The sequence below is a fragment of the Natrialba hulunbeirensis JCM 10989 genome (assembly GCF_000337575.1).
Classification (GTDB): domain Archaea; phylum Halobacteriota; class Halobacteria; order Halobacteriales; family Natrialbaceae; genus Natrialba; species Natrialba hulunbeirensis.
Window position 1 is genome coordinate 26,315 of record NZ_AOIM01000017.1, and the last position, 23,335, is coordinate 49,649.

Genomic DNA, 23,335 nt, shown 5'->3' on the forward strand with positions numbered 1-23,335 from the left:
CCCTTCAGACTTCGTCTCGGTCCGTGAACGTATACCGCCGCGCAATCCGGCCGTCCTCGAGTTCGTGGAAATCTGCGAAGCCGAATTCGACGGACTCGCCGTGCTGGACGCCCGAGAAACTGCCGCGGACTGCTGCCGTGTTCGTCTGTTCGTTGACGACGACGTCGTGGACCTCGTGGCTGCCGTCCTCGAGAGGGCGGCCCTCGAGGTAGAACTCGCGGAGGGCCTCGCGACCGGTAATCGCGCCCTGTCCGGGGCGCTCGTAGCGGACGTCCTCGGTAAACAGTTCGACGAGGTCGTCGTAGCGTTCGTCGTCGACGGTGTCGTAGTACTCGCGAACGATGGACTCGGGGTCGTGATCGGGTGCTGTCATAGGTGGACGTACACGTGCGAGGCGTATATGCCTCCGTTCGCAGGCGAGATCTGCAGTCGGCGTTGGAACTTGCGTGTACGCCAGACCGAACACCGCGCGCAATTGCGCGAATGGCAATACACTTCAACGCGCCACCCCCAGAACCGGTATGAGCACCCTTGCTGCTGACGCGGAGCAATCTCTCGCCTCCGTCGTCGTCGTCGACTACGGGCTGGGGAACCTCCGAAGCGTGACGCGCGGACTGGAACGAGCGGGTGCCGACGTCGAGATCACCGACGATCCGGACGCGTTCGCCGACGCCGACGGTGTCGTTCTCCCCGGCGTCGGCGCGTTCCGCGAGGGCGTCGAGAACGCCGATCCGATCCGCGAGGACCTCCTCGCCGTCGCCGAGCGCGGCCAGCCGCTGTTCGGCATCTGTCTCGGGATGCAGATGCTGCTGACCGCGAGTGAGGAAGGGACGACCGACGGCGAATCGGCCGTCGAAGGACTCGACCTCATCCCCGGCACGAACGTTCGGTTCGACGACGGGCAAAAGGTCCCGCACATGGGCTGGAACGAACTCTCCGTCGAGCGCGATCACCCGTTAGTCGAGGGAGTCGACGGAGAGTACGCCTACTTCGTCCACTCCTACTACGCCGTGCCCGACGACGAAGCGAGTACAGTCGCGAACACCGACTACGAGCGCGAGTTCCCCTCGATCGTCGCCAACGAGGCAGGAAACGTCTTCGGCACCCAGTTCCACCCCGAAAAGAGCGGTGAGACGGGACTGCAGATTCTGCGGAATTTCGTCGAACTCTGTGCAGACCGCTGAGCCGTAGTCGTCGACCGACAGTCATCTGAGCAGTCCTTGCTCCGTTCTCGCTACTTCCGAGGCCACGACTACGACCACCATTTAGACGCTCCACGCCGTACCGTCCTACGAACACACCATGAGCCATCTCCAGCGCCAGATCAGTCTCGTTCTCGGCGCCGTCTTCTGTACAGTCTTCGGGCTCACCGTCGTCGGCGAACTGCTGGCACTCGAGTCCGGCGTCTGGACGGGTACCGGGACGGAGATGGAGACCGAGGACGGGACGCCACCCGAGACGACGGAACTTTCGCCGGTTTCGGTCGGTGGGACCGTGCTCGTGTTGCTTGGCTCGGCAGCGTTCGTGCTCGCAGGCGTTCGCGAGTCCGTCACGGTAGGAGGACGCGAAGTGAGCTGGTGGCAGCTGATGAATCTCGGGTTCTGTGTGATGGCCGTTGGCTGGATTGGACCGCTGGTGTCGACGATTCAGACAGCGCTCATGCCGGCGCTGATTCCGCTCGCTGTCGCCGTCGCCACACTCGGATTCGGACTCGTCCGACTCGGGCGCGAACAGCCGTCTGCGATCGACGACAGCGATCCGTTCCCGCTCGAAGTCGCGATGACGGTGCTCGTCGGCGGCATTCTGGTGATTTTCTCGATTATGTACGTGCAGTTGTTTTTCAGTTTGTACTAACGATCGAGCGACCACTCTCCGTGTCACAACCCACTACAGAAACTCGCGAACCTCGGAATACCACATATCGTGGTAATCGACGTGTCCCACGCGTCGTGCGATGGCAACCGCGAGGACGTGCCAGCAGAGTTCCGTCGGATCGTCCGCGTCGAGGTTGTACTCGCTGTCCTTGCAGGTACAGCCCTCGTTCTCGATGATGTACTCGTCGTCGTAGCCGACGACGATCGTAAAGTCTCGATAGGATTTGACGCGATTCTCCCCAACGGCCTCGATGGCCTGGACGCCGCGGTCACCGTGGAGGCGCGAGATCTGTTGAACCACATCGGGGGTCAACTCACCCGCCTCCTCGAGTTGGGCCTGCCAGCGCTCGACGGGAGTCACGTCCGGCACAGTCGTGACTGTGTCCCCGACTGTAAAATCGGTTTGGTTGTGGTCGGCGCAGGCGGGCGCTCTATACCACGGCGCTTTTCGTCCGCTACCGACGAGAGATGAGATAGACATGCGCATCACCGAGGGCGGGGTCGAACTCGAGGTCCCGGGTGAGCAGACGGATGGGGTCGAGGAATCTGTCTTCTACAACCCGCGCCAGGAACTGAACCGGGATCTGACGATCGCGACGCTGCGAGCCTACCGCGAGCGCGAGGAGCGCGCCGAGTCCTACCTGGATGCGATGACCGCGAGCGGTATCCGCGGCGTTCGGGCCGCCGCCGACGGCTGGGATGTCACCTGCAGCGACGTCAACGAGGACGCGATCGACCTCGCCCGGTCGAACCTCGCACGCAACGACTGTGCGGGAACTGTCGAACACCGCAACGTTAACGCGCTCATGCACGAGCAGGTGTTCGACGTAATCGATCTCGACCCCTACGGAACGCCGATGCCCTTCGCCGACGCGGCGTTCGCGAACTGCCGCGACCTGGTCTGTGTCACCGCGACCGACACGGCCCCGCTCTGTGGCGCCCACTTCAACAGCGGCGTCCGCTCCTACTCCGCGGTGCCGCGAAACACCGACTACCACGCCGAGATGGGCGTTCGCATCCTCCTCTCCGCGCTCGCCCGCAGCGCCGCCCGCTTCGATGTCGGCGTCGAACCGATCCTCACCCACGCGACCAGCCACTACGTCCGAACCTACCTCGAACTCGAGCATAAGGCCACCACAGCCGACGCGGCCATCGACGAACTGGGCCACATCCACCACTGCGAGGACTGTCTCTACCGCGAGCACGAGGGCGGCCTCCTTGCGGACCCGGTCGAGACGTGCCCCCACTGCGACGGAAACCGAATGCTCACAGCGGGACCGGTCTGGCTCGGCACGATTCGCGACACCGAGTTCGTCGCCGCGGTTCGCGAGGAAGTCTCCGCACCCGATGAGTTCGGAACAGCCGAGAAGGCCCGCGAGCTATGCGACGAACTCGAGTCCGAACTCGACGAGCCGACCCACTACGATCAGCACAAACTCTGTCGCAACTGGGGGCTGCCGGCGAACGCGATGGACGACTTTCTCGCCGACCTGCGCGAGGCCGGCTACGAGGCCTCGCGGGCACACTACGGCGGCACGACGTTCAAAACGGACGCGAGTGTCGGCGAGATCCGCGCGGCAACGGAAGAAAATCTCGTCTGAGAGACGGGCCGCCCGTATTTGGTTCCGCCCCGCGTCTAGTCACCCGTGCTCGAACGTAGGGACGACCACATCGAAACCGGCAAGCGGATCGTTCGCCTCGCGCGCACCGAACAGCTGACGCTGCTGTCGGCCGGCGTCGCCTTCTACGGCTTTATCTCGCTCGTCCCTCTCATGTTGTTGGCGCTCGGGATCGCCGCCTCCATCGGTGGCGAATCGCTCGCGGCCCGGCTCACCGCCGGAGCCGGCGACGTCCTCACACCGGCGGCACAGGAAGTACTCGCCGAGACCATCGTCGACGACACCGGTCGACAGAGCGCGACCGTCGTCGGCGCGCTGGGGCTCCTCTGGGGATCGAGCCGCGTCCTGCGCGGGCTCGACCGCGCGTTCTCCGAGATCTACGGCACCGCTGGCTCGAAATCCCTGCTCGACACCTTCTGGGACGCGACGATCGTCTTTCTCGCAATTTCGGCTGGCCTCGCGCTGGTCGGGGGACTCGAGTTGGTGATCCAGTTCGTCCCGATCGTGAGAGCGATCGGGCCGCTGTTCATCCTGCTCGCACTGTTCGTGACGTTTCTGCCGCTCTACGTCATCTTTCCTGGGAAGGACGTGAGTGTTCGAGAGGCGATTCCGGGGGTACTTATCGCTGCTGTGGGCTGGCTTGCACTCAGTCGTGCCTTTTCGCTGTATGCGAACGTCGCGACCGGCTACGCGCTGTATGGCGCGCTTGGTGCGGTCTTTCTGGTGTTAATCTGGCTCTACGCCGGCGCGATCATCCTCGTCTTCGGCGCGGTGTGTAACGCCGTTCTCGCCGACCGTGAAGTGGATCGGCAGCTACAAAGTCCCGGCGCTCGACAGGTTCAGACAGAAGCGATGACCGACGACGCCACGGGGGCCGACGAGGGGACGCCGACGGAGCACTCGGAGTCGTCTGGACCGTCCGATCCATCCGCATCATCAGACCCATCCGAACCATCCGAACCGTCCGAATCGACTACCTCGGACACACCGGATGCGTCAGGGACGGTGGACGAGCCAGGTGAGTCGACCGAGACGGATCGCGCGAGGAGTACCGGTCAGCGCCGAGCCAGCGCCCGCACTCGAGATCGATCCGACGACCCCGAGGTGCTCCGCGAGGAGATCGAGCGCCTGCGCGACCGCGTCGAGACCTTCGAGAAGAACGTCGAGCGCCGGACGGTCGAGAAGGAGTCACTCGAGAGCGAACTCAAACGTTACGTCCGCCGGCGCGTCCGCCATAGCCACGCTCACGGCTGGGGACCGTACCTCGTGTTGCTCTACGGGACGGCAATGGCGATCGCGGCGTTTTACTTCCTCAGCGGCGGCTGGGCAATTCTGGCGATGTTCGTCGTCTGGACGTCGACGCTCGGCGTCTACCTGCTGATGGTGCTGTTCGGAGCCGGCATGTCAGTGCTCGGCATTCCGGGGCGACTCCGTGATCGGATCGGCGACTGGCGGTCCTGAGCCTGTAGTCGGTGTCGTTCCACACTGTTTTGTTCCTGTTTTGGTATCGGTCTATTGTGCAGTTCCAAGCCGACAGTCCAGTTCCCAGTCGATAGTCCAGCTCCCAGCTCGGAGTCCAGTTCCCAGCAGATAGTCCTGTCCTCACACCAATTCAGACATCACACGGACAACACATCACAGCACGCGTGGCCAACATGGTGTATTCAATCTAACCAATCGGTGCTTATAACAACGCGTTGGGTGTAACGAGAGCCGATGTGGTTCGACCCCACCACCGTCGAAGCCGTCAGTGAGCTGTTCCCCGAGTGGACCGCCCTCCTCTTCGCGCTCCTCTCACACCTCGGGAGCGTCTGGTTCGTCGCCCCAGTCATCGTGCTCGCCTACTGGTTCGGCGACCGTGAGCGATTCGCACCCTGGCTCGCCATCGTGATGGGGGGTTACGCCGTCATGGTCGGACTCAAGGGACTGTTCGCGACACCACGGCCGGACGTCGCCCCGCCACTCTCCCCTGCGGCCCTTCCGATCGGTCTCGAGCAATTCTACGCCCCCGCCGTCGAGGTCGCCACCACCAGCTTCCCCAGCGGCCACGCCATCGCCGGCACCGTCATCTGGACCATGCTCGCACTCGAGTCCCCCGTCGGGACGCGCCGCCAGCGAGCCCTCGTCGCGGTGGTGATGATCACGCTCGTCTCGCTCTCGCGGGTCGTGCTCGGCGTCCATTTTCCGATCGATGTCATTGTGGGTGTTGCCGTCGCGCTCGGGTATCTCGCAGTCGCACTCGCCGTTCGATCCCGGGTCGGTACCCACAACCCACACGGCGCGGCGAGCGCGCTGTTCGTCCTCGCCGGCACAATCGCGTTGCTCGCGCTCGTGACCGGCAACCGACTCGACGGCGCGGCGCTACTCGGTGGCTCTGTGGGTGCACTTGTCGTCTGGCAGTACGCCCCGCCGCCGCGGACGCCGTGGCCAGTCACTGCAGGCGTGCTCGTGCGTGCCGCGGCGGGTGTTGGGGCGCTGGCACTCGCCGCGCTCGTGCTGGTGGTACTCGAGTCCCTGCTGGTCTGGTTCGCGGTCGGCGTCGCGGGTGGCGTGACGGTTGTCGGGTTGCCGGGACTCGTAACGGACGAGTCGTCGCCGCGGTCACAGGTCGGTGCTATTGAGCAGTAGCCCACGGCTCGTCCACGCTCAGTCCATACTCGGTTCACACTCAGGCAAATCGGGTCACATCCAAGCCCACACTCGGGCAAATCAGGCCACACGCAGGGCTGAAAAACACTAGACGTACGTTCGCGGTCTCAGAACGTCTCGAGATACCGGTCGAGTTCCCACTGGGAGACGTCGATCAGGTACTCCTCGAACTCCTGGCGCTTTGCCGTGACGAACTTCGAGCCGACGTGCTCACCGAGCGCATCGTAGACGACGTCGTCCTCCTCGAGTGCATCGATGGCGTCGCCGAGGTTCGACGGCAGCGTCTCGATACCGTGCTCCTCGCGCTTCTGTTCGTCGAACTCGTAGATGTTGTCACGCACTGGGTCAGGACAGTCGAGATCGTTCTCGATGCCGTTCAGTCCGGCGTGGATCATGACGGCGATGGCGAGGTACGGGTTACAGGACGGGTCGGGCGAGCGCAGTTCGACGCGTGAGGCGGCCGGGACGCGGGCGGCCGGCTTGCGGATCAGCGACGAGCGGTTGCGGTCCGACCAGGCGATGTACACTGGTGCTTCGTAGCCCGGCACGAGGCGCTTGTAGCTGTTGACCGTGGGGTTTGCGACCGCCGTGATGGCGGGTGCGTGCTCGAGAATACCAGCGGTGAAGGCTCGAGCCTCGTCCGAGAGGTCGAACTCGTCGCTCTCGTCGTGGAAGGCGTTCTCGCCGTCCTCGGTAAACAGCGAGAGGTGCGTGTGCATACCCGAACCGGCGATTTTCGCGATCGGCTTGGGCATAAATGTCGCGTGGTAGCCGTGTTCGGCGGCAATCGCGCGGACGACGGTACGGAACGTTGCAACGTTGTCCGCGGTCGCGAGGGCGTCGTCGTAGGTGAAGTTGATCTCGTGCTGGCCCTCTGCGACCTCGTGGTGGCTGGCCTCGATCTCGAAGCCCATGTCCTCGAGTCCGTAGATGATGTCGCGGCGAACGTCGCTCGCGAGGTCCTTCGGTGCGAGGTCGAAGTAGCCGCCGGCGTCGTTCGTTTTCGTCGTCGCACGTCCCTTCTCGTCCTCCTCGAAGAGGAAGAACTCGGGTTCCGGCGCGGCGTTGACCGTGTAGCCCATCTCCTCGGCGCGCTCGAGTGCACGTTTCAGCACGTAGCGTGGGTCGCCCTCGAACGGTTCACCCGTCGAGGTGTTCACGACGTCACAGATGAGGCGGGCGGACGCGCCCTCCTCGCGGTCGCGCCACGGGAGGATTGCGAACGTATCTGGATCGGGAGTAAGACGCATGTCCGACTCCTGAATTCGAACGAAACCCTCGATAGAAGAGCCGTCGAAGTAGATACCCTCAGCGAACGCCTTCTCGGCCTGTCGTGCCGGGATCGAGACGTTCTTGACGGTTCCGAGAATGTCAGTAAACTGGAGACGAAGGAAATCGATATCGTGCTCCTCGATCTCGTCGAGGACATCTTGTTCGGCAGCCGTGATGTTTCCGCTTGTCATCTTTCTCGTCGTGGTAGCCAAGTAACTCCCCGACTAAAACCCTACTGCTCCGAGCAATTCTCCGCTCACCGGAGTGGAATTGAATATTCGTAAATTTCTAAAGGCCTGGATGAGTGGGTGAACGTGATGACGTACGAAAATCTCGACGCAAAACTAGTGAATGCCCTCCTCGGGGACGGGCGCGCGAGCCTCCGCAGCCTCGCTGAAGAACTCGACGTGTCGGTCACGACGGTCTCAAACCACCTCTCGGACCTCGAAGACGAAGGCGTCATCGAGGGCTACACACCACGGGTCGACTACGATGCCGTCGGCTACGACGTGACCGCCGTTATCCAGCTCCAGGTCGAGGGGAACGCCCTGCCCGACATCACGGACACCCTGCGTGACCACCGCCAGATGATCAGCGTCTACGAGGTCACCGGCGACTACGACGTGATCGCCATCGGCAAGTTCAAAGACACCGACGGCATGAACGACCAGATCAAAGAGCTCCTGACCGACCCCGACATCAAGGCCTCGAACACCAGCGTCGTGCTCAACGCCGTCTCCGAGAACGAACAGTTCGAACTCGACATCGGCGACGACGCCTGATCGGGCCGCGAGACTGCCCGACAACGCAGATCGGCTCACGAGCACAACCGCAACTACAGCTCCAACGACAACGACAACGACAATCAGTTGGCTTGCGGCAACCCGAGACCACACTGTCTCCGCTCGCTTTCGATCCCCACTCGAGTACGTTCGACTCCATCCGACTGTACTGGACAGCACTCGAGAGAACGACCCGGCGTGACTGCGTGACGCCCAACGCAGCCGACTTACTCGAGTTCCTCCGCCACTGGCATCGATTCAAGATGACCAGCTTGTGCCTTCCAGAGGGCCGCGTAACGACCGTCAGCCTCCAGGAGGTCGTCGTGGGTGCCGCGTTCGACGACCTGTCCGTCGGACATGACCAGAATCGTATCGGCGTCCTTCACGGTCGAGAGCCGGTGGGCGATGGCGAGCGTCGTCCGGTCTTCGGTGAGCCGGTCGATCGACTCCTGAATCAGCCGCTCGGTTTTCGTGTCGACGGCGCTCGTCGCTTCGTCCAGAATCAGGACCGGCGGATCGGCGAGGACAGCCCGTGCGAGCGCGATCCGCTGGCGCTGGCCGCCCGATAGTTTCACGCCGCGCTCGCCGACCCGCGTCTCGTAGCCGGACTCGAGTTCGGCGACGAACTCGTGGGCCTGGGCGGCTTTCGCGGCCTCGCGAACGGCGTCGTCGCTGGCCTCGAAGTGGCCATAGCGGATGTTGTCGGCGATGGTGCCGTCGAAGAGGAAGGTGTCCTGACCGACGTATCCGACGGCGGATCGCAGGTCCGCGAGCGTGAGGTCGCGGATGTCGTGGCCGTCGAGCCGAATCGAGCCCTCCTGTACGTCGTAGAGCCGGAGGAGGAGTTTGAGCAGCGTCGATTTACCGGCACCCGTCGCGCCGACGAGCGCGACCGTGTCGCCGGAATCGGCCTCGAAGGAGACGTCCTCGACGACGGTTTCGGGATCCGTATCGTCGCCGAGTCGGGCGTTGGTTTCCCCGTAGCTGAACGAGACGTGATCGTACGTGACGCAGCCGTCGACGGCTTCAGGTTCGATGTCGACCGGGTCTTCGGGATCGTCGACGTAGACGGGGATATCCATCAGTCCGAAGACGCGCTCGCTCGAGGCCTTGGCGTTCTCGTACTGGTCGACGATGTTCGAGACCTCCGCGAGCGGGTCGACGATGCGCTGGGTGAGCATCAGGAAGACGACGAAGTCGCCCACGGAGAGGGAGCCGGTCAGCGGTCCCGGTGCGGTGCCGGTTGCGAGCCAGAGGCCGCCGACGAGGAAGGTCGCGGCGAAGGCGAGCCCCGCGAGCAGTTCCATTCCCGGCCGGTAGACGTAGGTGAGTTTGAGCACGTCCATCGTCCGGTCGAAGAGGTTCTTCGATGAGTCACTGACGCGGCTGACCTCGTAGGGTTCACTCGAGGAGGTCTTGGTAAGCCCCATCCCCGCGATGGCGTTCTCGAGGCGGGTGTTGAGTCGCCCGACGGCGGAGCGCTGGCGGACGTACCGGGGTTCGACGACGCGCATGAACCAGAGGGTAAAGAGCACCATCGCGGGCACCGCGAACAGGGTGACGAACGCGAGTTGCCAGTTCAGGTAGAACAGGACCCCGGCGATGCCGGCGACCATCACGATGAGGCGTGCCGAGTTCATCAGCGCGTTGTCGAGGAAGAGTTCGAGGTTCTGGGTATCGTTGTTGAGGACGGCCATGACCTCACCGGTCTGCTTGTCGTCGAAGAAGGCCATGTCCAGCCGTTGCATCTTCTCGAAACAGTCGACCCGGACGGTGTGCATCACGCTGTGAGCGAACAGATTTGCCGTGACGCCGTAGATCCAGGTGAAGACGGCGACCACGACGAACGAGACGGCGATGGCGATGATCGTGAACCAGAACTGGGCCATCGGTTCCGCCGGCAGCCAGGCGTCGGGGACGAGCGGCAGTTCGAACGCGCCGTCCGCGTCGGTGAAGATTGCATCGATGGCGACGCCGAGCAGGAGTGGTGGAACGAGACTCGCCATCCGCGCGACGAAGTTCGCGACCATCCCCGCGGAGAACCAGCCTAATCGACCCGGTGCGTACGACAGAAAGAGTCTCGAAATCGGCCGGTCGACGTCCTCGCGGTAGACGTCGAACGGCGTCTCGTCAGTCTCGGTAGTCACTGACACCCGCTATTGTTTCGAATCGTAAATTCACATCGATCGAATGCGCCGACGTGGCGCATCTCTCACGACACCCCACGACGCGTGTATACTTTTCCAACGGACGACTATACCCGACTCTCGGGCTTTATGCGGGCGCTTATCGTGATATTGTCCGTCATGCACGGATCGAGTGGGACTCGAGTACCCGAGCGGTGTGAACCCGAACGGGATACTGGGGGTGGACGGACCGACCGGAGCAAACGAGACCACGGGAGCGGGCGGGACAGGTGGAGCGGGAGCCGTCGAGGATATCTTGCCACGGTCGGGCTCGTCTCGGCGGGCGTGGTGAGTGGCTGTCTCGGGCTCGGAGACGACGAATCAGACGTGCTCGGAGATCCCACGTATCGGGAGGGACGACCGGATCCGGGTGGCGTCTCCATGGAGGAGATGCCGGACCTGAACGGGGACCTGACGATCTACTCGGGACGCAGCCAGCCGCGGATCGGCGAACTGATCGAGTACGTCGAGGCGCAGTACGACGACCTGACCATCGAGGTTCGGTACGACGATACGGCGGATCTGATCAGCACGATCGAGACGGAATCCGAGACGCCAGCGGACGTCTTCTACGGCAGCGAGACGCAGTCGATGACCCACCTCAAGGACGAGGGCTACACCGTCGAGTTGCCCGACGAGGTCGTCGAGCTGGTTGATACGGGTTCGGTCGATCCGGACGGTCACTGGACCGGTTTCACCCGCCGATTCCGCGCGGTGGCGTACAACAGGGACGCGTACGACGCGGACGAGCTACCGGACGATATCTTCGCCTATGCGGAGGACGAACGATTCCGGGGCGATATCATGTGGCCGCCGGACCAGGGCTCGTTCCAGGCGTTCATCACCTCGATGCGGCTGCTCCACGGCGAGGATGAGACCCGCTCGTGGATTCGGTCGATGATCGACGACCAGGACATCGAGGCCTCGCCGGGCGGCGACAGCGCGCTGGCACAGGCCGTCGGCGACGGCGAGGTCAGCGTCGGGCTGACGAACCACTACGTCGTCCGCGACCACGGCGGCGACTCCGTCGGCCTGGCGTTTACCAGCGACGACGCAGGGGCCATGTACAACGTCACCGGCGGCACGGTGATGGCCGACAGCGACGACACCGAGACCGCCGCGAACTTCGTCCGGCACATGCTCTCGGCGGAAGCACAGGAGTACTTCGCGACGACAACCTGGGAGTATCCCGTCATCGACGGCGTCGCCCCACTCGAGGAGCTTCCCGGCACGGACGAGTTCGAGCCACCCGAGTTCGATCTGAACGAACTCGACGACCCCGATCCGACGCTCGAACTCCTGCGCGAGGAGAACGTTCTCTGAGGTGGCGGGAAACAACATCCGACGTTCCGAGTGACGACATGAGACCAGATCCATTCCGGGCGGACGACACCGTAACAGCGCCGGCGAGCGCCGAGAAAGCGCACGCGGTAGCCTCCGAGGACGGGGCCGCTGCGGGCGAGGAGTCCGGAGACGACCAGCGCTCCCGACCGTGGGGACTCACCCTGCTGGCAGCCGCCGTCGCCGCCGTGATCGTCGTCCCCGTCGCCTGGATCGGCGTGATGGCGCTCACCGTCGATCTCGAGCGGGCGCTGTCGATCGTCTTCCGGCCGATGACGTTCGAGATCCTCACGAACACGCTCGTCCTGATCACGCTCGTCACCACCTTCTCGGTGCTCATCGGGGTGCCGCTCGCGATACTGACGGTGCTGACGGATCTCCCATTCAGGCGGTTCTGGCTGGCCGCACTCGCGCTCCCGCTCGTGATCCCGAGTTACACCAGCGCGTACGCCTTCATCTCCATCTGGGGACCGCACGGACTGGCCCAGTCGCTCGTCGAACCGCTCGGCATCACCTCGCTACCCGAACTCTACGGCATGCCCGGCACCGTCGCCATCCTCACGCTGTACAACTACCCATTCGTCTTCATCACCACCGTCGCGGCGCTGCGCGCGTTCGACAAGACGTACATCGACGCCGCTCGCACCCTCGAAAACAACCTATTCGGCGTCTTTCGGGAGGTCGTCCTCCCGATGACGAAACCCGCCATCGCCGCCGGCGCGCTGCTTGCCGCCCTCGAGACGGCCGGCGACTTCGGCGTCCCCGCGATGTTGCGACTCAACGTCTTCACGCGCCAGATCTACGTCGAACACAACGCCCTCTCTCACGACTACGCCGCGATGCTCTCCCTGCACCTCGTCGCGATCACGCTCGTCATCCTCGTCCTCGAGTACGCCGTGCGCGAGCACCGGACGATCCACGGCGGGAGTCGCGGCGGCTCGCGCTCGTACACGTTCCACCTCGGTGCCTGGAAGTGGCCGGCGCTGGCCGTCTGCGCCGCCATCGTCGGCCTCGCCGTCGTCCTCCCGGTGTCGGTGCTCCTGTGGTGGCTCGTCCGTGGTCCTGAGACCTACGTCGGCGCGTTCGGCTTCCGACTCGAGTACGCGCTGAACTCGGTGTCGGTCTCGCTGCTGGCCGCGCTCGCGGCGGTCGTGCTCGCGCTGCCGGTCGCGTACCTCTCTGCCAGATACCGCTCGCTCGCGTCGACGGTACTCGAGCGCGCGACGTACGTCGGCTTCGCCGTGCCCGGTGTCGTCATCGGACTAAGCCTGGTCTACTTCGGATCGGCCTACGCACCGACGCTGTACCAGACGATCCCGTTGCTCGTCTTCGCGTACGTCGTGCTCTACCTGCCGCTCGCGGTCGGTGCGGCCAGGACGGCCTTTCTCTACGTCAACCCGCGATTCGTCGAGGCCGCCCGGTCGCTCGGCTGTCCGCCGCGCACGGCCTTCCGCCGGGTGACGCTCCCGCTGGTCGTCCCCGGACTCGTCGCCGGTGGTGCGCTGGTCTTCCTCCACGGGATGAAGGAGTTGCCCGCGACGCTCCTCCTCCGGCCCGCCGGGTTCGACTCGCTCGCGACGTTCATCTGGATGGCCGAGCGCAACGCCTACTACGGCTACGCGGCGGTCCCCGCGCTCGTCCTCGTCTGCGTCTCGGCGCTGGCGATCGTCGGCGTGTTGCCGGGTGACGGCACCTCACTCTGGCGGCGCGTGCGTCGCCGTATCGGGACCAAACGTATGAATCCGACAAATCAGAACGAAGAGACGACCGAACGCGACGACACAGACCCGTTCAGCCGATCCGGTGGCCAACCCACACGGACACGGAGCGCGACCGACGGCGGAAACCCCGTTCGAGCCGACACACCCAATCGTTCGCGATCGGACAGTGAAGGGGCGCCCGTGCTCGAACTCGAGTGCGTCACGAAATCCTACGGCGCGCGACCCGCCGTCTCGGACCTCTCGCTTTCAGTTCAGGAGGGAGAACTACTCACGTTACTCGGCCCTTCCGGCTGTGGAAAGACGACGACGCTGCGACTGATTGCCGGCCTGGTGCGACCCGACAGCGGCACCGTTCGGATCCGTGAGAAGTCAGTCGCAGACGCCGCCGACGAGACGTTCGTCCCCTCCGAGGACCGCGACGTCGGCATCGTCTTCCAGGATTTCGCACTCTTCCCCCACAAGACGGTCGCGGAGAACGTCGCCTTCGGCCTCGGTGATCGTGATGGGGCCGGCGAGGATGGACAGCCTGCCGACGAAACCGTCGACGACCTACTCGAGTTAGTCGGGCTCAGCGACTACCGCGACCGGTTCCCGGACGAACTCTCCGGCGGGCAGAAACAGCGCATCGCGCTGGCGCGGTCACTGGCTCCGGAACCGGACGTGTTATTGCTCGACGAACCGCTGTCGAACCTCGACGCCGGCCTCCGCGTTCGGATGCGCGAAACCGTTTCGGAGATACTCGATCGGGTCGACGTGACGGCGGTCTGGGTGACCCACGACCAGACCGAGGCGCTCTCGGTCGGTGATCGGACTGCCGTGATGATCGACGGGGAGATTGCTCAGGCAGATTCCCCGCGAGCGCTGTTTATGCGCCCCGAATCGCGGGCTGTCGCCGACTTTCTGGGACAGGCGAGCTACCTCCCCGGACGCCAGAACGGCACCGGGGTCGTCGAAACGCCGATCGGAACGCTCGACGGAGACCGAATAGCACTGCAGTCCGGCGCTGAACGGGGCGGATATACGGATCGAGAGCAGCCACAGGAGCACAACGACAGTGGCAACGGTAGTGACAACGACGCCAGCAACAACAACGTTGCCAACGAAAGCACCTCCCTCGACCTCGACCTCCTCCTCCGCCCCGACGACATCTCCATCACCGACAGCACATCGGACAGCGCATCCGACAGCACACCCGACATCGCTGACGGCCGAATCGTCCACCGCCAGTTCACCGGCTCGACGGTCCGCTACCGGGTGGTACTCGAGTCCACGTCCGGGCTGGAAAATACACAGTCAGTTGGCCAAAGTGACGAGGATAACGCAGGTGGTGCGCCGGTACTCGAGTGTCGCTGCTCACACGAGACGTGGTACGAGGTCGGAACGCCGGTGTCGGTGTCGATTACGGCGAGTCATGCGGTGCCGGCGTTTCCACTGTAGAGTGCTGCGGACGTGGACGTGGACGTGGGCGTGGTGAGATAGCTGTCGCGCACCGAGCGGAAAATAGCCTCAGTCGGTCTCCGAGACCTCCGGCTCGGTCTGGTCCGCCTGCAACACGAACGTCCGCTCGGGCGGCGGCGCGAGGCGTAGCTCCACGGCCGCCGTCAACCGGTAGTACTTCCGATTCCCACGCATGTACCAGTCGACCAGGCCGGCCTCCTCGAGCGTCGAGAGGTGATGAACTGCCGTCTTGCCGTCCATTCCGACCGCCTCCGTCAGTTCCGAGACGTACTTCGGCTCACGGGACAGTTCGCGCAGGATCTCGAGTCTGGTCCCGTTGCCCAGCGCCTCGATGAGTGACATAGGAGGGGTGTCCACGGCCGCACACAGAAGCGTTGTGTAGGTACGAACACCTGACGTACCAGATTTCGTGGCTGTCGGCTCAGAATCAGGTCCAGGTTTATGGCCGTCCTCGTCGTAGTTCGAGGGCATGAGTGACCGGGTCAACGTACCGGACGACAGCGAGCGAACACAGCGGACGATCACGGACGGCTTCTTCGAACGCGAGGTCTACCTCTCCCGCCAGGAAACCGCCACCTTCCTCCGGGACCTCGCAGATCAGCTCGAAGCCGACACGAACGTCACCGTCGCCGGCTCAGAGTGGGAGATTCCCTTCGAGTACCGCGAACCGATCGAGGTGGAGATCGAGTTCACGAAACAGCGCGAGCGCGAACTCGAAATCGAACTCGAGTTCAGCGAGGCAACCGACGGCGGCGGGTCGGGACTGTCGGTGCGGTGAGCCAAGCGTGCAACAGCCTCAGGCACGCCGGCTCTCGAGTACACCGCCCTGAACGAGCGCCGCGCGGAGCCGTTGCCAGTCGTCGGGTGTGTGCCACCCCCAGCCGTGTTTCCGGACACCGTCGCTCCGGGTGAACCGATCGGTCGCGAGTCGAAGCGTTCGTTCGATTCGATCACGGGATTGCGCTTCAGCGACGCCGTCTCCGGCTTTCGTCGCCTGGTCAGCAATCACCGTCGCAACCGACGACGGCGAGCGCTGCACCCGCCCCCAACTGGCCGTCACCGCCGCAAGAAACGCCCGAACCTGAGCCTGGGTCGTGGGATCAGCGAGTCCCGCACGGCTGGCAACCAGCGCCGGCCCGTACACCGGATACTGTTCCGCGATCGAAATCACGTCGACGGCCGCGCCGTCGCGCTCGAGTCGCGACGCATCCGCCGCCACACCCGTAACCGCGTCAACGTCACCGGACTCGAGTGCAGTGCGTTCCTCGCCAGCCAGTTCGACGACGTCGACCGCATCCCGGACTCCCGCCTGGGAAAGCAAGAGCTGGCCGAGAAGGCCGGTCTCTGAGGCAGGCGGCATGCCAAGTCGACGGTCACGAAGCTGGTCGAGACGCTCGAACGGCTCGCCGAACGCGGACCGGGTCGTGTAGAGGACGACGGGTGAGCGTGGGAGAAGGACTGCAACTGGCACGACATCGCGGCCAGCGGCGCGCTCGCACAGCACCGTTGCTGCGCCTGCGACAGCGAGGTCCGTTTTCTCGTCCTCGGCGACCGTTCGGACGGCCGCACTCGAGCCGGCGCAGGCGTGGAACTCGAACTCGAGTTCGAGTCCAGGTTCAGATTCGGATCCGGTCGGACGACCGGGTGTATCTGGCTCGCCGTCAGCAGCCGCAACCGGACCGAACAACGCCCCGTGGAACCCGTTCGGATGCCAGTTGAGTGCGACACGCACCTGATCTGGGGGTTTGTCCCGGCGGCCCTGGTCGGAACAAGTGGAAGGATCAGGGAGGAGTGATAGCTGGGGTCGGTCCCGGCTCGAGTCCGAGCCGATCGGCGCCCCGTCCCCGTTCCTGTACCCGTCGTCGTCGAACCGCGCTACCTGCCGGAGCAATCGGTGGGCGTGCTCGTCGGCAACCTGCCGAGCGGTAGTCGTGAGTGAATCCACCGCGTACCACGCGTTCGGCGGCCGTCCCGGCGAGGAGGTCTGGACAGTCGTTTGCTCGACGAAGCCGCGCTTCTCGAGTCGGTCGAGACTCGTCCGGGCGGCGTTCTGGCTCAGACTCGTTCCGATGTGGATCGCGGTTAACGTCGCCGTGCGGTCGAGGTCGGTCTCCCGAATCCGACACAGCAGGTACGCGAGAACGCGGCCGGCGTCCTCGCCAAGGCCCGCCGCGAGCCGTGTGATGAGCGGCTCGTCCGCGTCCGTGAGCACCGGGAACGTTCGCCTGTCCATGATGTGGGAAGATGAGTGCCGAACTACCACGGCGGGGCGCACACAGTCGGAGCCGCCGATTCCGTCAGATCGCCGTGAGTCCGACCTGAGTCGCTCAACGGATGTACAGGACGAATATCCCCAGTGCGAGCAGGAGCAGCCCCCACCAGAGCGAGTCGCCAGGGAGCACTTTCAGGATGAGCGTGACGACACCCGAGGAGAACAGCGACCAGCCGATTGTCGTTTGATATGCCATACGGAACGAACGTGATCGAGACGCATAATTCACCAGCCTGCTGGGGGGCCGGCACTGACTCTCGGTACCGATACCGATCGCGAGAGCACTGCTGGCGAAACAGGCGATGCGTGGTGAACGAAAAATGAACGGCGGTACTCGAGTCCACTCTGTACTCGAGTACGACGGTGAGCGGACGATTCGTGTGGGGCTGTACCGGTGTACGGTGTACGGTGTACAGTGTACGAGGTACGGTGTCCGGGAGTTCGGATGTCCGGGAGCGCGGTTGAACGAGGGATGAGGGGTGTGTAACCTGAGCCGAGTTACATCATGCCGCCCATGCCGCCGCCCATACCGCCCATGCCGCCGGCACCTGGGGCACCGCCTTCGTCGTCGCCCTTATCGGTGGAGAGGTCACCGGCGGAGATGATGTCGTCAATCTTGAGCACGAGGTTCGCGGCCTCGGCAGCGGAGGTCACGGCCTGCTCCTTGGCGTGGGCTGGCTCGACGACACCGGCGTCGTAGGTGTCCTCGATGTCGCCCGTGAAGACGTTCAGGCCGGCCTCGACGTCGCCGTCGTCGTGTGCGGCGCGGAGGTCGACGAGCGTGTCGATGGAGTCGAGTCCAGCGTTCTCGGCGAGCACGCGTGGGACGAGCTCGAGCGAGTCGGCGAAGGCCTCGACGGCGAGCTGTTCGCGGCCCGAGACGGAGTCGGCGTAGTCACGCAGACGCGAGGCGAGTTCGACCTCGATGGCACCGCCGCCGGCGAGGGCGCGGCCGTCGGAGACAGTCTGAGCGACGACGTCGAGTGCGTCGTTGACGCCGCGCTCGAGTTCGTCGACGACGTGGTCGGTGGAGCCACGGAGCAGGAGGGTGACGCCGTGGGCGTCCTCGCCCTCGACGTAGAACAGTTCGTCCTCCTCGTCGCGAAGAACGTCGCCGTGGCCGAGGTCTGCGGCGGACGCGCTGCCGAGATCGGAGACGATAGCGGCGTTGACGACCTCCGAGAGGAACTCGAGGTCGGACTTCTTCGCGCGGCGGACGGCAAGGATGCCTTCCTTGGCGAGGTAGTGCTGTGCGAGGTCGTCGATGCCTTTCTGGCAGAAGACGACGTCAGCGTCGAGGTCAGCGATCTGCTGGACCTTCTCTTTGAGTTGTTCTTCCTCGCGGTCGAGGAACTGCTGGAGCTGGTCTGGGTCCGTGACGGAAACCTCGGTGTCGATGTCGGTCTCCTCGACCTCGATCGGCTCGTTCAGCAGCAGAATGTCGGCGTCCTCGGCCGACGTTGGCATGTTGTCGTGGACCGGGTCCTTGTCGATGATGCCGCCCTCGAGAAGGTCAGACTCGGAGACGCCGCGGCCGGTCTGGGTCTCGATGTTGAGGAACTCGAGGTCGACGACGTTGTTGCCCTCGGCGTCCTCGACGGTGACCTGGCGGACGGCCTCGACGATGAGGTTTGCGAGGTGTTCCTTGTTGACCTCGGTGCCCTTGCCGGTCATCGAGGTTTCGGCGACCGAGCGCAGGAGGTCTTCGTCCTCGGTGTCGACGTCGACGGCGATGTCGTTGATCTCTTCGCGAGCCTGCTCGCTCGCCATATGGAAGCCCTTGATGATCGCCGTCGGGTGGATGTCCTGCTCGAGGAGGTCCTCGGCGTTCTTGAGGAGTTCACCGGCGATGGAGACGGCGGTCGTGGTGCCGTCGCCAGCCTCGTCCTCCTGGGTCTCGGCGACCTCGATGATCATCTCGGCCGTCGGGTTGTCGATGTCCATCTCCTGGAGGATGGTGACGCCGTCGTTGGTGATCGTTACCGATCCCATCGAGTCGACGAGCATTTTGTCCATCCCTTTCGGGCCGAGTGTGGACTTGACGGACTCAGCGACCGCACGGGCGGCGCTGATGTTGTAGTCCTGCGCGTCCTTGTCCTTGACGCGCTGGGAATCCTCGCTCATCACGATCATCGGCTGTCCCTGCTGCATTCGCTGGCTCATAGTCAGCCGAATCATTGATTGTGATTCTACATAAAAGTATCGATTCGAAGAAAGCAGAGGATGGGACAGACCATCGGTAACAACGCAGGAAAACCACCGTAGTGCACCCCGATCCACTCAGAACGGGCGCGCACCGTCGCATTCACGAGAAGCCCTCACAGGACGCGACATCCCACCATCTTTAAGTATAGATTTTCGATTACGGCGACACCGGTTCGACCAGCGAAGCGGAGTCCACGCTCGGATCGTTGACCGCGGTCGAAACCGGATACGCACGCATCTCCGCGGCAGGATAGGGTGCGAGCAGATCCGCTGGATCCTCCCCTGAGAGCCACCGCTGCTCGTCGGCGGGGTCCAGAATAACCGCCATTCGGTGGTGGAGGTCCGCAACGAGGTCGTTCGGCTCCGTCGTGATGATCGTGAACGTCTCGAGTGGCCCCGGATCTGTCCCAGCACTATCGGCGGTCCCGCCGCCGAACGCGTCGAGGCCGGTCTGGGTCGTCTCGTCCTGTGGCCGCTCGCGGCGGACCCAGAGTCCCGCCAGCGCAAACGGCCGGTCGTCCTCGAAGGCGACCCGATAGGGCTGTTTGCCGTCGCCCGTCTCGACCCACTCGTAGAAGCCATCGGCGGGGACGAGACAGCGCCCGGCCGCGGGCGTCTTGCGACCGGTTACGTCCTGATCCATCTCTGCACTCTCTGCATCCGCAACCGTTGCCTGCCGATATGCGTCCCGAAAACTCGGCTTCTCGCCGACCGTCTCCGCACGCGCGTTGATGATTCCTCCGCTCGCATCGTCCGCCCACGCCGGCACCAGTCCCCACTCGAGTTCCTGGATCGTCGTGGGCGTCTCATCAGTGATCACGGGGAGGTCCTGGCCGGGAGTCATGTTGTATCGCGGGGAGAACTGCTCGCCATCCGATGCAAACCGCGCACCGAACCGGTCTTCGAGCTCATCCTGCGCGAGCATGAGTGTGTAACGACCGCACATACTGTCTTTCTCGCCCGGCGCGGGTAAAGCGTTGTCCGCTCGGGGGTCGACACGACAGGTGCGGATATGCGAATAACAGGAGGGAATCGAGAGCCACGGGGGCGATCGTTTCGATGTGTGAAACGACAGGCACGTACGTAACAGGTGGCTACCCACCAGTACGCAGCGCGTACTGGCCTGGCAGCCGGCCGTAGGCCCATCGTTACGATAGCGGTTCTCTTCGGAGTATGGCCTGGGCCACCAATGACGACAACCGGGTCAGACCGCTACGAAATGGTCGTGTGTCAGGACGGGAAACTCGAGATTCGAGACCGCGAGAAAGCGAACTGCTGGATTGCGACGGATTCACCGATCGAACTCGAGCGGTGAGGGTGCTGCGCTTCCAGTAGGCTGTGTCCGTCTATCGAGCCACGGATACTAGTGCTACTCGAATACGGGTAGGACTGACTGAACTCACCGTATTCTATCAATACGTGAGCCTGCAGACCCGAAACATCCTGGACAAGGTGTATCGACCCATTAGAAGCAGATCGCTCTCGAAGGTATTGCTTGTCGTGTGAACTGTAAGAAACGCCAGGACAGGGATTTGAACCCTGAATCCCAAAGGGAACACGCTTTCCAGGCGTGCGCCTTACCGTTCGGCCATCCTGGCTCACCTTATCGTAACCACGTCCCTCGTTTAACTCTTACTTTTAGTCGTCGCCAGCGTCAGTGTCAGCCGTCGCCAGTGCCAGTACGACGACCCGTGTCCGTCTCAGCGCCGTCCAACGACGCGCGAAGTCAGTCCTGCGTCCGCTCCGCCGCCCGCTTCGCCGACCAGGCCGCCACCCGGTACTCGAGTACGTACGCGCTCACAGCAGTCCCCACACCGACGAGGACTGCCACGACGAAACCCTGCACGATCGAGACCAGCGGCTCGACGGCCAGCGCGTAGCCCTGGACGAGGACCAGAAACGCCATGAAGCCGACCGCACCCCATAGCAGGGCGGATTTCGTTCGTGGATTCATTCGTCGTTCACTCAGGAGCGTGCAAAACGGCGCTTACTCGAGTGAGGCGATCGCTTCGATTTCGATGCCGACTCCCTTTGGGAGGGCGGCGACCTCGATAGCGCTGCGGGCCGGTGGCTCGTCGTCGAAGTAGCTGGCGTAGGTGTCGTTCATCGCGTCGAAGTCCTCGATGTCGTCGAGGAAGACGGTGACCTTGAGGATGTCCGCGGGGGTTGCGCCGGCTTCGTCGACGACGGCGACGAGGTTGTCGAGGGCCTGTTCGGCCTGGATGTCGATCGGTTCGTCGTCGAGGAGATCACCGTCGGGCGTCAGGGGGATCTGGCCGGCGGTAAACAGCAGGTCGTCGTTGGTTGCCGCCTGGCTGTACGCGCCGACTGCGGATGGCGCCTCGTCGGTGTCGATGATTCGCTTCATACCCGCTACTGCTTCCCGATTGGTCTTAAATGCAGGCGAAACACGATCGATTGTCGAGAATCAGAGTGCGGGTATGCCTCGTGGGCCGGTCAGGCCAGAATATCGACTACGTACCCCTCTTCACGGAGTGACTCCAGAAACGCATCGACGTGGTCAGGGCCGCGCATCTCGAGTTCGATCTCGACTTCCGTATCGCTCATCTCGACCTCGCGCGAGGTGCGGTCGTGGTGAATCGCATAGATGTTGACCTGATACTCGGTGAAGATCTCGAGCAGTTTCTCGAGTGCCCCCGGGCGATCCTTGAGCACGGTTCTGATCTTCAGATAGCGGCCGGTCTCGACGAGACCGCGGACGATGATGTTGGTGAGCGTGTTGAGGTCGACGTTACCCCCAGAGAGGATCGGCACGATCGTCTCGCCCGCGTCATACTCGAAGTGCTCGAACAGGAGTGCAGCGAGTGGCACCGCACCAGCACCCTCGACCAGCGTCTTCGAGCGCTCGAGCAGGTAGACGATCGCGACCGCGATTTCGGAGTCCGAGACCGTGACGACCTCGTCGACGTACTCCTGGATGTGGGCGAACGGCTTCTGCCCGACGCTCCGCGTCGCGATTCCGTCCGCGATGGTGTCGACGCCGTCGAGCGAAATTCGCTCGCCCTTCTCGAGTGAGGTCGCCGCGCTCGAGGCACCCTCGGCCTGGACACCGATCACGCGCGTCTCGGGTCGCTTCTCCTTGATCGCCGCGGCAACGCCGCTGATGAGGCCGCCGCCGCCAATCGGGACGACGACGGTGTCGACGTCGGGGCAGTCCTCGAGGATTTCGAGGCCGATCGTCCCCTGGCCGGCCATCACGTACTCGTCGTCGAAGGCGTGGACATACGTGCGGTCTTCCGTCTCCTCGAGTTCGTGTGCGCGCTGGGCGGCCTCGTTGTAGTCCGTCCCGTCGAGGACGACCTCCGCGCCGTAGTTGCGGGTCGCCTTGACCTTCGAGATGGGCGCGTGTTCGGGCATGACGATCGTCGAGTCGACGCCCGAGCGCGTGGCTGCGAGGGCGACGCCCTGGGCGTGGTTCCCCGCGCTTGCGGTGACGACTCCTGCGTCTTTTTCCGCTTCAGAGAGCGTCGCAACGCGGTTCGTCGCACCGCGAATCTTGAACGAACCCGTCCGCTGGAAGGTCTCGAGTTTGAGGTGGACATCGGCGTCGGTCATCGACGAATAGGTGTGTGAATATTCGAGCGGGGTGTGTCTGGATGTTGCGCGTACCCGGTCTTGGGCTTCGAGAACGTCAGCAAGTTCGATCATATGCGTGCCTATTCGGCAGATATTGTAAGACTGTCGGGGACGATCGAGCGGGCGGCGCCCCCCCCCCACTACCCCGACAGGAACAGGAACGTGCTGCCAGCGGCAACACGACAGGGATACAGGGAATGCACGGCGTGTGACGTGCGAGTGTAGACGGGCACGCAGACACCATAAAACCCACCCCTCCAGAGTGAAAGTGAAATCGCAAGCAGGCACCGGGTTCGAACCGTCGTCAGACGCCCGGCGGACGGCTGTCATTCGTCAGTCGAACGCCGACATCGTGTGCC

22 protein-coding genes and 1 tRNA gene are annotated in these 23,335 nt (G+C 63.9%); 10 read left to right on the forward strand and 13 right to left on the reverse strand.

The genetic code is table 11. The annotated features are described in order from the left end of the window. Nucleotides 1–4: 4 nt before the first annotated feature. Entirely contained in the window at nucleotides 5–373 is a 369-nt protein-coding gene (locus C483_RS06955; protein WP_006652649.1) for a nuclear transport factor 2 family protein, read from the reverse strand. Between the two features lie 148 nt (nucleotides 374–521). Here C483_RS06955 and hisH point away from each other — a divergent pair, with 148 nt between their 5' ends. Both hisH and C483_RS06965 read left to right on the forward strand, forming a co-directional pair. After that, complete coding sequence (hisH, locus tag C483_RS06960) at nucleotides 522–1,184, forward strand: imidazole glycerol phosphate synthase subunit HisH (protein ID WP_006652650.1); 663 nt, start codon at nucleotides 522–524, stop codon at nucleotides 1,182–1,184. Nucleotides 1,185–1,302: 118 nt separating this feature from the next. Beyond that, the gene (locus C483_RS06965; RefSeq protein WP_006652651.1) at nucleotides 1,303–1,854 is read left to right on the forward strand and encodes a hypothetical protein; all 552 of its coding nucleotides are present in this window, start codon (nucleotides 1,303–1,305) and stop codon (nucleotides 1,852–1,854) included. 33 nt (nucleotides 1,855–1,887) lie between these two features. On the opposite strand, the gene C483_RS06970 is transcribed toward C483_RS06965, so the two are convergent. After that, complete coding sequence (locus C483_RS06970) at nucleotides 1,888–2,244, reverse strand: zinc finger SWIM domain-containing protein (protein WP_006652652.1); 357 nt, start codon at nucleotides 2,242–2,244, stop codon at nucleotides 1,888–1,890. Nucleotides 2,245–2,353: 109 nt separating this feature from the next. Here C483_RS06970 and C483_RS06975 point away from each other — a divergent pair, with 109 nt between their 5' ends. The 3 genes from C483_RS06975 to C483_RS06985 all read left to right on the forward strand — a co-directional run bounded on the left by C483_RS06975 (nucleotide 2,354) and on the right by C483_RS06985 (nucleotide 6,121). Beyond that, complete coding sequence (locus C483_RS06975; RefSeq protein WP_006652653.1) at nucleotides 2,354–3,475, forward strand: tRNA (guanine(26)-N(2))-dimethyltransferase; 1,122 nt, start codon at nucleotides 2,354–2,356, stop codon at nucleotides 3,473–3,475. A 45-nt stretch (nucleotides 3,476–3,520) separates the two neighbouring features. Further along, nucleotides 3,521–4,954, forward strand: a complete 1,434-nt coding sequence (locus tag C483_RS06980) for a YihY/virulence factor BrkB family protein (RefSeq protein ID WP_006652654.1) — start codon at nucleotides 3,521–3,523, stop codon at nucleotides 4,952–4,954. Nucleotides 4,955–5,209: 255 nt separating this feature from the next. Further along, nucleotides 5,210–6,121, forward strand: coding sequence for a phosphatase PAP2 family protein (locus C483_RS06985; RefSeq protein WP_006652655.1), 912 nt, complete (start codon nucleotides 5,210–5,212; stop codon nucleotides 6,119–6,121). A 128-nt stretch (nucleotides 6,122–6,249) separates the two neighbouring features. Here the strand turns inward: C483_RS06985 and glnA are convergent, their stop codons facing one another. Next, nucleotides 6,250–7,605 (reverse strand): type I glutamate--ammonia ligase, encoded by a 1,356-nt coding sequence (gene glnA / locus C483_RS06990; RefSeq protein ID WP_006652656.1) that lies wholly within the window; start codon nucleotides 7,603–7,605, stop codon nucleotides 6,250–6,252. Nucleotides 7,606–7,731: 126 nt separating this feature from the next. Here glnA and lrp point away from each other — a divergent pair, with 126 nt between their 5' ends. Next, a complete protein-coding gene (lrp, locus tag C483_RS06995) occupies nucleotides 7,732–8,196 on the forward strand; it encodes an HTH-type transcriptional regulator Lrp (protein WP_006652657.1) in 465 nt (154 codons plus the stop codon). 227 nt (nucleotides 8,197–8,423) lie between these two features. On the opposite strand, the gene C483_RS07000 is transcribed toward lrp, so the two are convergent. Beyond that, nucleotides 8,424–10,343, reverse strand: a complete 1,920-nt coding sequence (locus C483_RS07000; protein ID WP_006652658.1) for an ABC transporter ATP-binding protein — start codon at nucleotides 10,341–10,343, stop codon at nucleotides 8,424–8,426. 159 nt (nucleotides 10,344–10,502) lie between these two features. Between C483_RS07000 and C483_RS07005 the strand changes: the two genes are divergently transcribed. Both C483_RS07005 and C483_RS07010 read left to right on the forward strand, forming a co-directional pair. Further along, nucleotides 10,503–11,705: an extracellular solute-binding protein gene (locus C483_RS07005; protein WP_241431480.1), complete on the forward strand. Its 1,203-nt coding sequence runs from the start codon at nucleotides 10,503–10,505 to the stop codon at nucleotides 11,703–11,705. 38 nt (nucleotides 11,706–11,743) lie between these two features. After that, nucleotides 11,744–14,881 (forward strand): ATP-binding cassette domain-containing protein, encoded by a 3,138-nt coding sequence (locus C483_RS07010; RefSeq protein WP_006652660.1) that lies wholly within the window; start codon nucleotides 11,744–11,746, stop codon nucleotides 14,879–14,881. A gap of 69 nt (nucleotides 14,882–14,950) precedes the next feature. Here C483_RS07010 and C483_RS07015 read toward each other — a convergent pair whose 3' ends face one another. Further along, the gene (locus C483_RS07015) at nucleotides 14,951–15,244 is read right to left on the reverse strand and encodes an ArsR/SmtB family transcription factor (protein WP_004217273.1); all 294 of its coding nucleotides are present in this window, start codon (nucleotides 15,242–15,244) and stop codon (nucleotides 14,951–14,953) included. Between the two features lie 127 nt (nucleotides 15,245–15,371). Between C483_RS07015 and C483_RS07020 the strand changes: the two genes are divergently transcribed. Next, complete coding sequence (locus tag C483_RS07020; protein ID WP_006652661.1) at nucleotides 15,372–15,680, forward strand: amphi-Trp domain-containing protein; 309 nt, start codon at nucleotides 15,372–15,374, stop codon at nucleotides 15,678–15,680. Nucleotides 15,681–15,698: 18 nt separating this feature from the next. On the opposite strand, the gene C483_RS07025 is transcribed toward C483_RS07020, so the two are convergent. The 4 genes from C483_RS07025 to C483_RS07035 all read right to left on the reverse strand — a co-directional run bounded on the left by C483_RS07025 (nucleotide 15,699) and on the right by C483_RS07035 (nucleotide 20,325). Continuing rightward, on the reverse strand, nucleotides 15,699–17,135 hold the full coding sequence (locus tag C483_RS07025) for an ABC transporter substrate-binding protein (RefSeq protein ID WP_006652662.1): 1,437 nt from the start codon (nucleotides 17,133–17,135) through the stop codon (nucleotides 15,699–15,701). Between the two features lie 94 nt (nucleotides 17,136–17,229). Then, entirely contained in the window at nucleotides 17,230–17,370 is a 141-nt protein-coding gene (locus C483_RS20390) for a hypothetical protein (protein WP_006652663.1), read from the reverse strand. A 302-nt stretch (nucleotides 17,371–17,672) separates the two neighbouring features. Continuing rightward, nucleotides 17,673–19,325 (reverse strand): thermosome subunit beta, encoded by a 1,653-nt coding sequence (thsB, locus tag C483_RS07030; RefSeq protein ID WP_049912489.1) that lies wholly within the window; start codon nucleotides 19,323–19,325, stop codon nucleotides 17,673–17,675. Between the two features lie 211 nt (nucleotides 19,326–19,536). Then, the gene (locus C483_RS07035; protein ID WP_049912485.1) at nucleotides 19,537–20,325 is read right to left on the reverse strand and encodes an SOS response-associated peptidase; all 789 of its coding nucleotides are present in this window, start codon (nucleotides 20,323–20,325) and stop codon (nucleotides 19,537–19,539) included. Between the two features lie 243 nt (nucleotides 20,326–20,568). On the opposite strand from C483_RS07035, the gene C483_RS21070 reads away from it, so the two are divergent. Beyond that, the gene (locus tag C483_RS21070; protein WP_006652666.1) at nucleotides 20,569–20,694 is read left to right on the forward strand and encodes a hypothetical protein; all 126 of its coding nucleotides are present in this window, start codon (nucleotides 20,569–20,571) and stop codon (nucleotides 20,692–20,694) included. 202 nt (nucleotides 20,695–20,896) lie between these two features. Here the strand turns inward: C483_RS21070 and C483_RS07040 are convergent. The 4 genes from C483_RS07040 to ilvA all read right to left on the reverse strand — a co-directional run bounded on the left by C483_RS07040 (nucleotide 20,897) and on the right by ilvA (nucleotide 23,048). After that, nucleotides 20,897–20,977, reverse strand: a tRNA-Ser gene (locus tag C483_RS07040). A gap of 128 nt (nucleotides 20,978–21,105) precedes the next feature. Beyond that, entirely contained in the window at nucleotides 21,106–21,333 is a 228-nt protein-coding gene (locus C483_RS07045; protein ID WP_006652667.1) for a hypothetical protein, read from the reverse strand. Nucleotides 21,334–21,366: 33 nt separating this feature from the next. After that, complete coding sequence (locus tag C483_RS07050; protein WP_006652668.1) at nucleotides 21,367–21,747, reverse strand: Rid family detoxifying hydrolase; 381 nt, start codon at nucleotides 21,745–21,747, stop codon at nucleotides 21,367–21,369. Nucleotides 21,748–21,836: 89 nt separating this feature from the next. Beyond that, complete coding sequence (gene ilvA, locus C483_RS07055; RefSeq protein WP_006652669.1) at nucleotides 21,837–23,048, reverse strand: threonine ammonia-lyase; 1,212 nt, start codon at nucleotides 23,046–23,048, stop codon at nucleotides 21,837–21,839. Nucleotides 23,049–23,335: the final 287 nt, after the last annotated feature.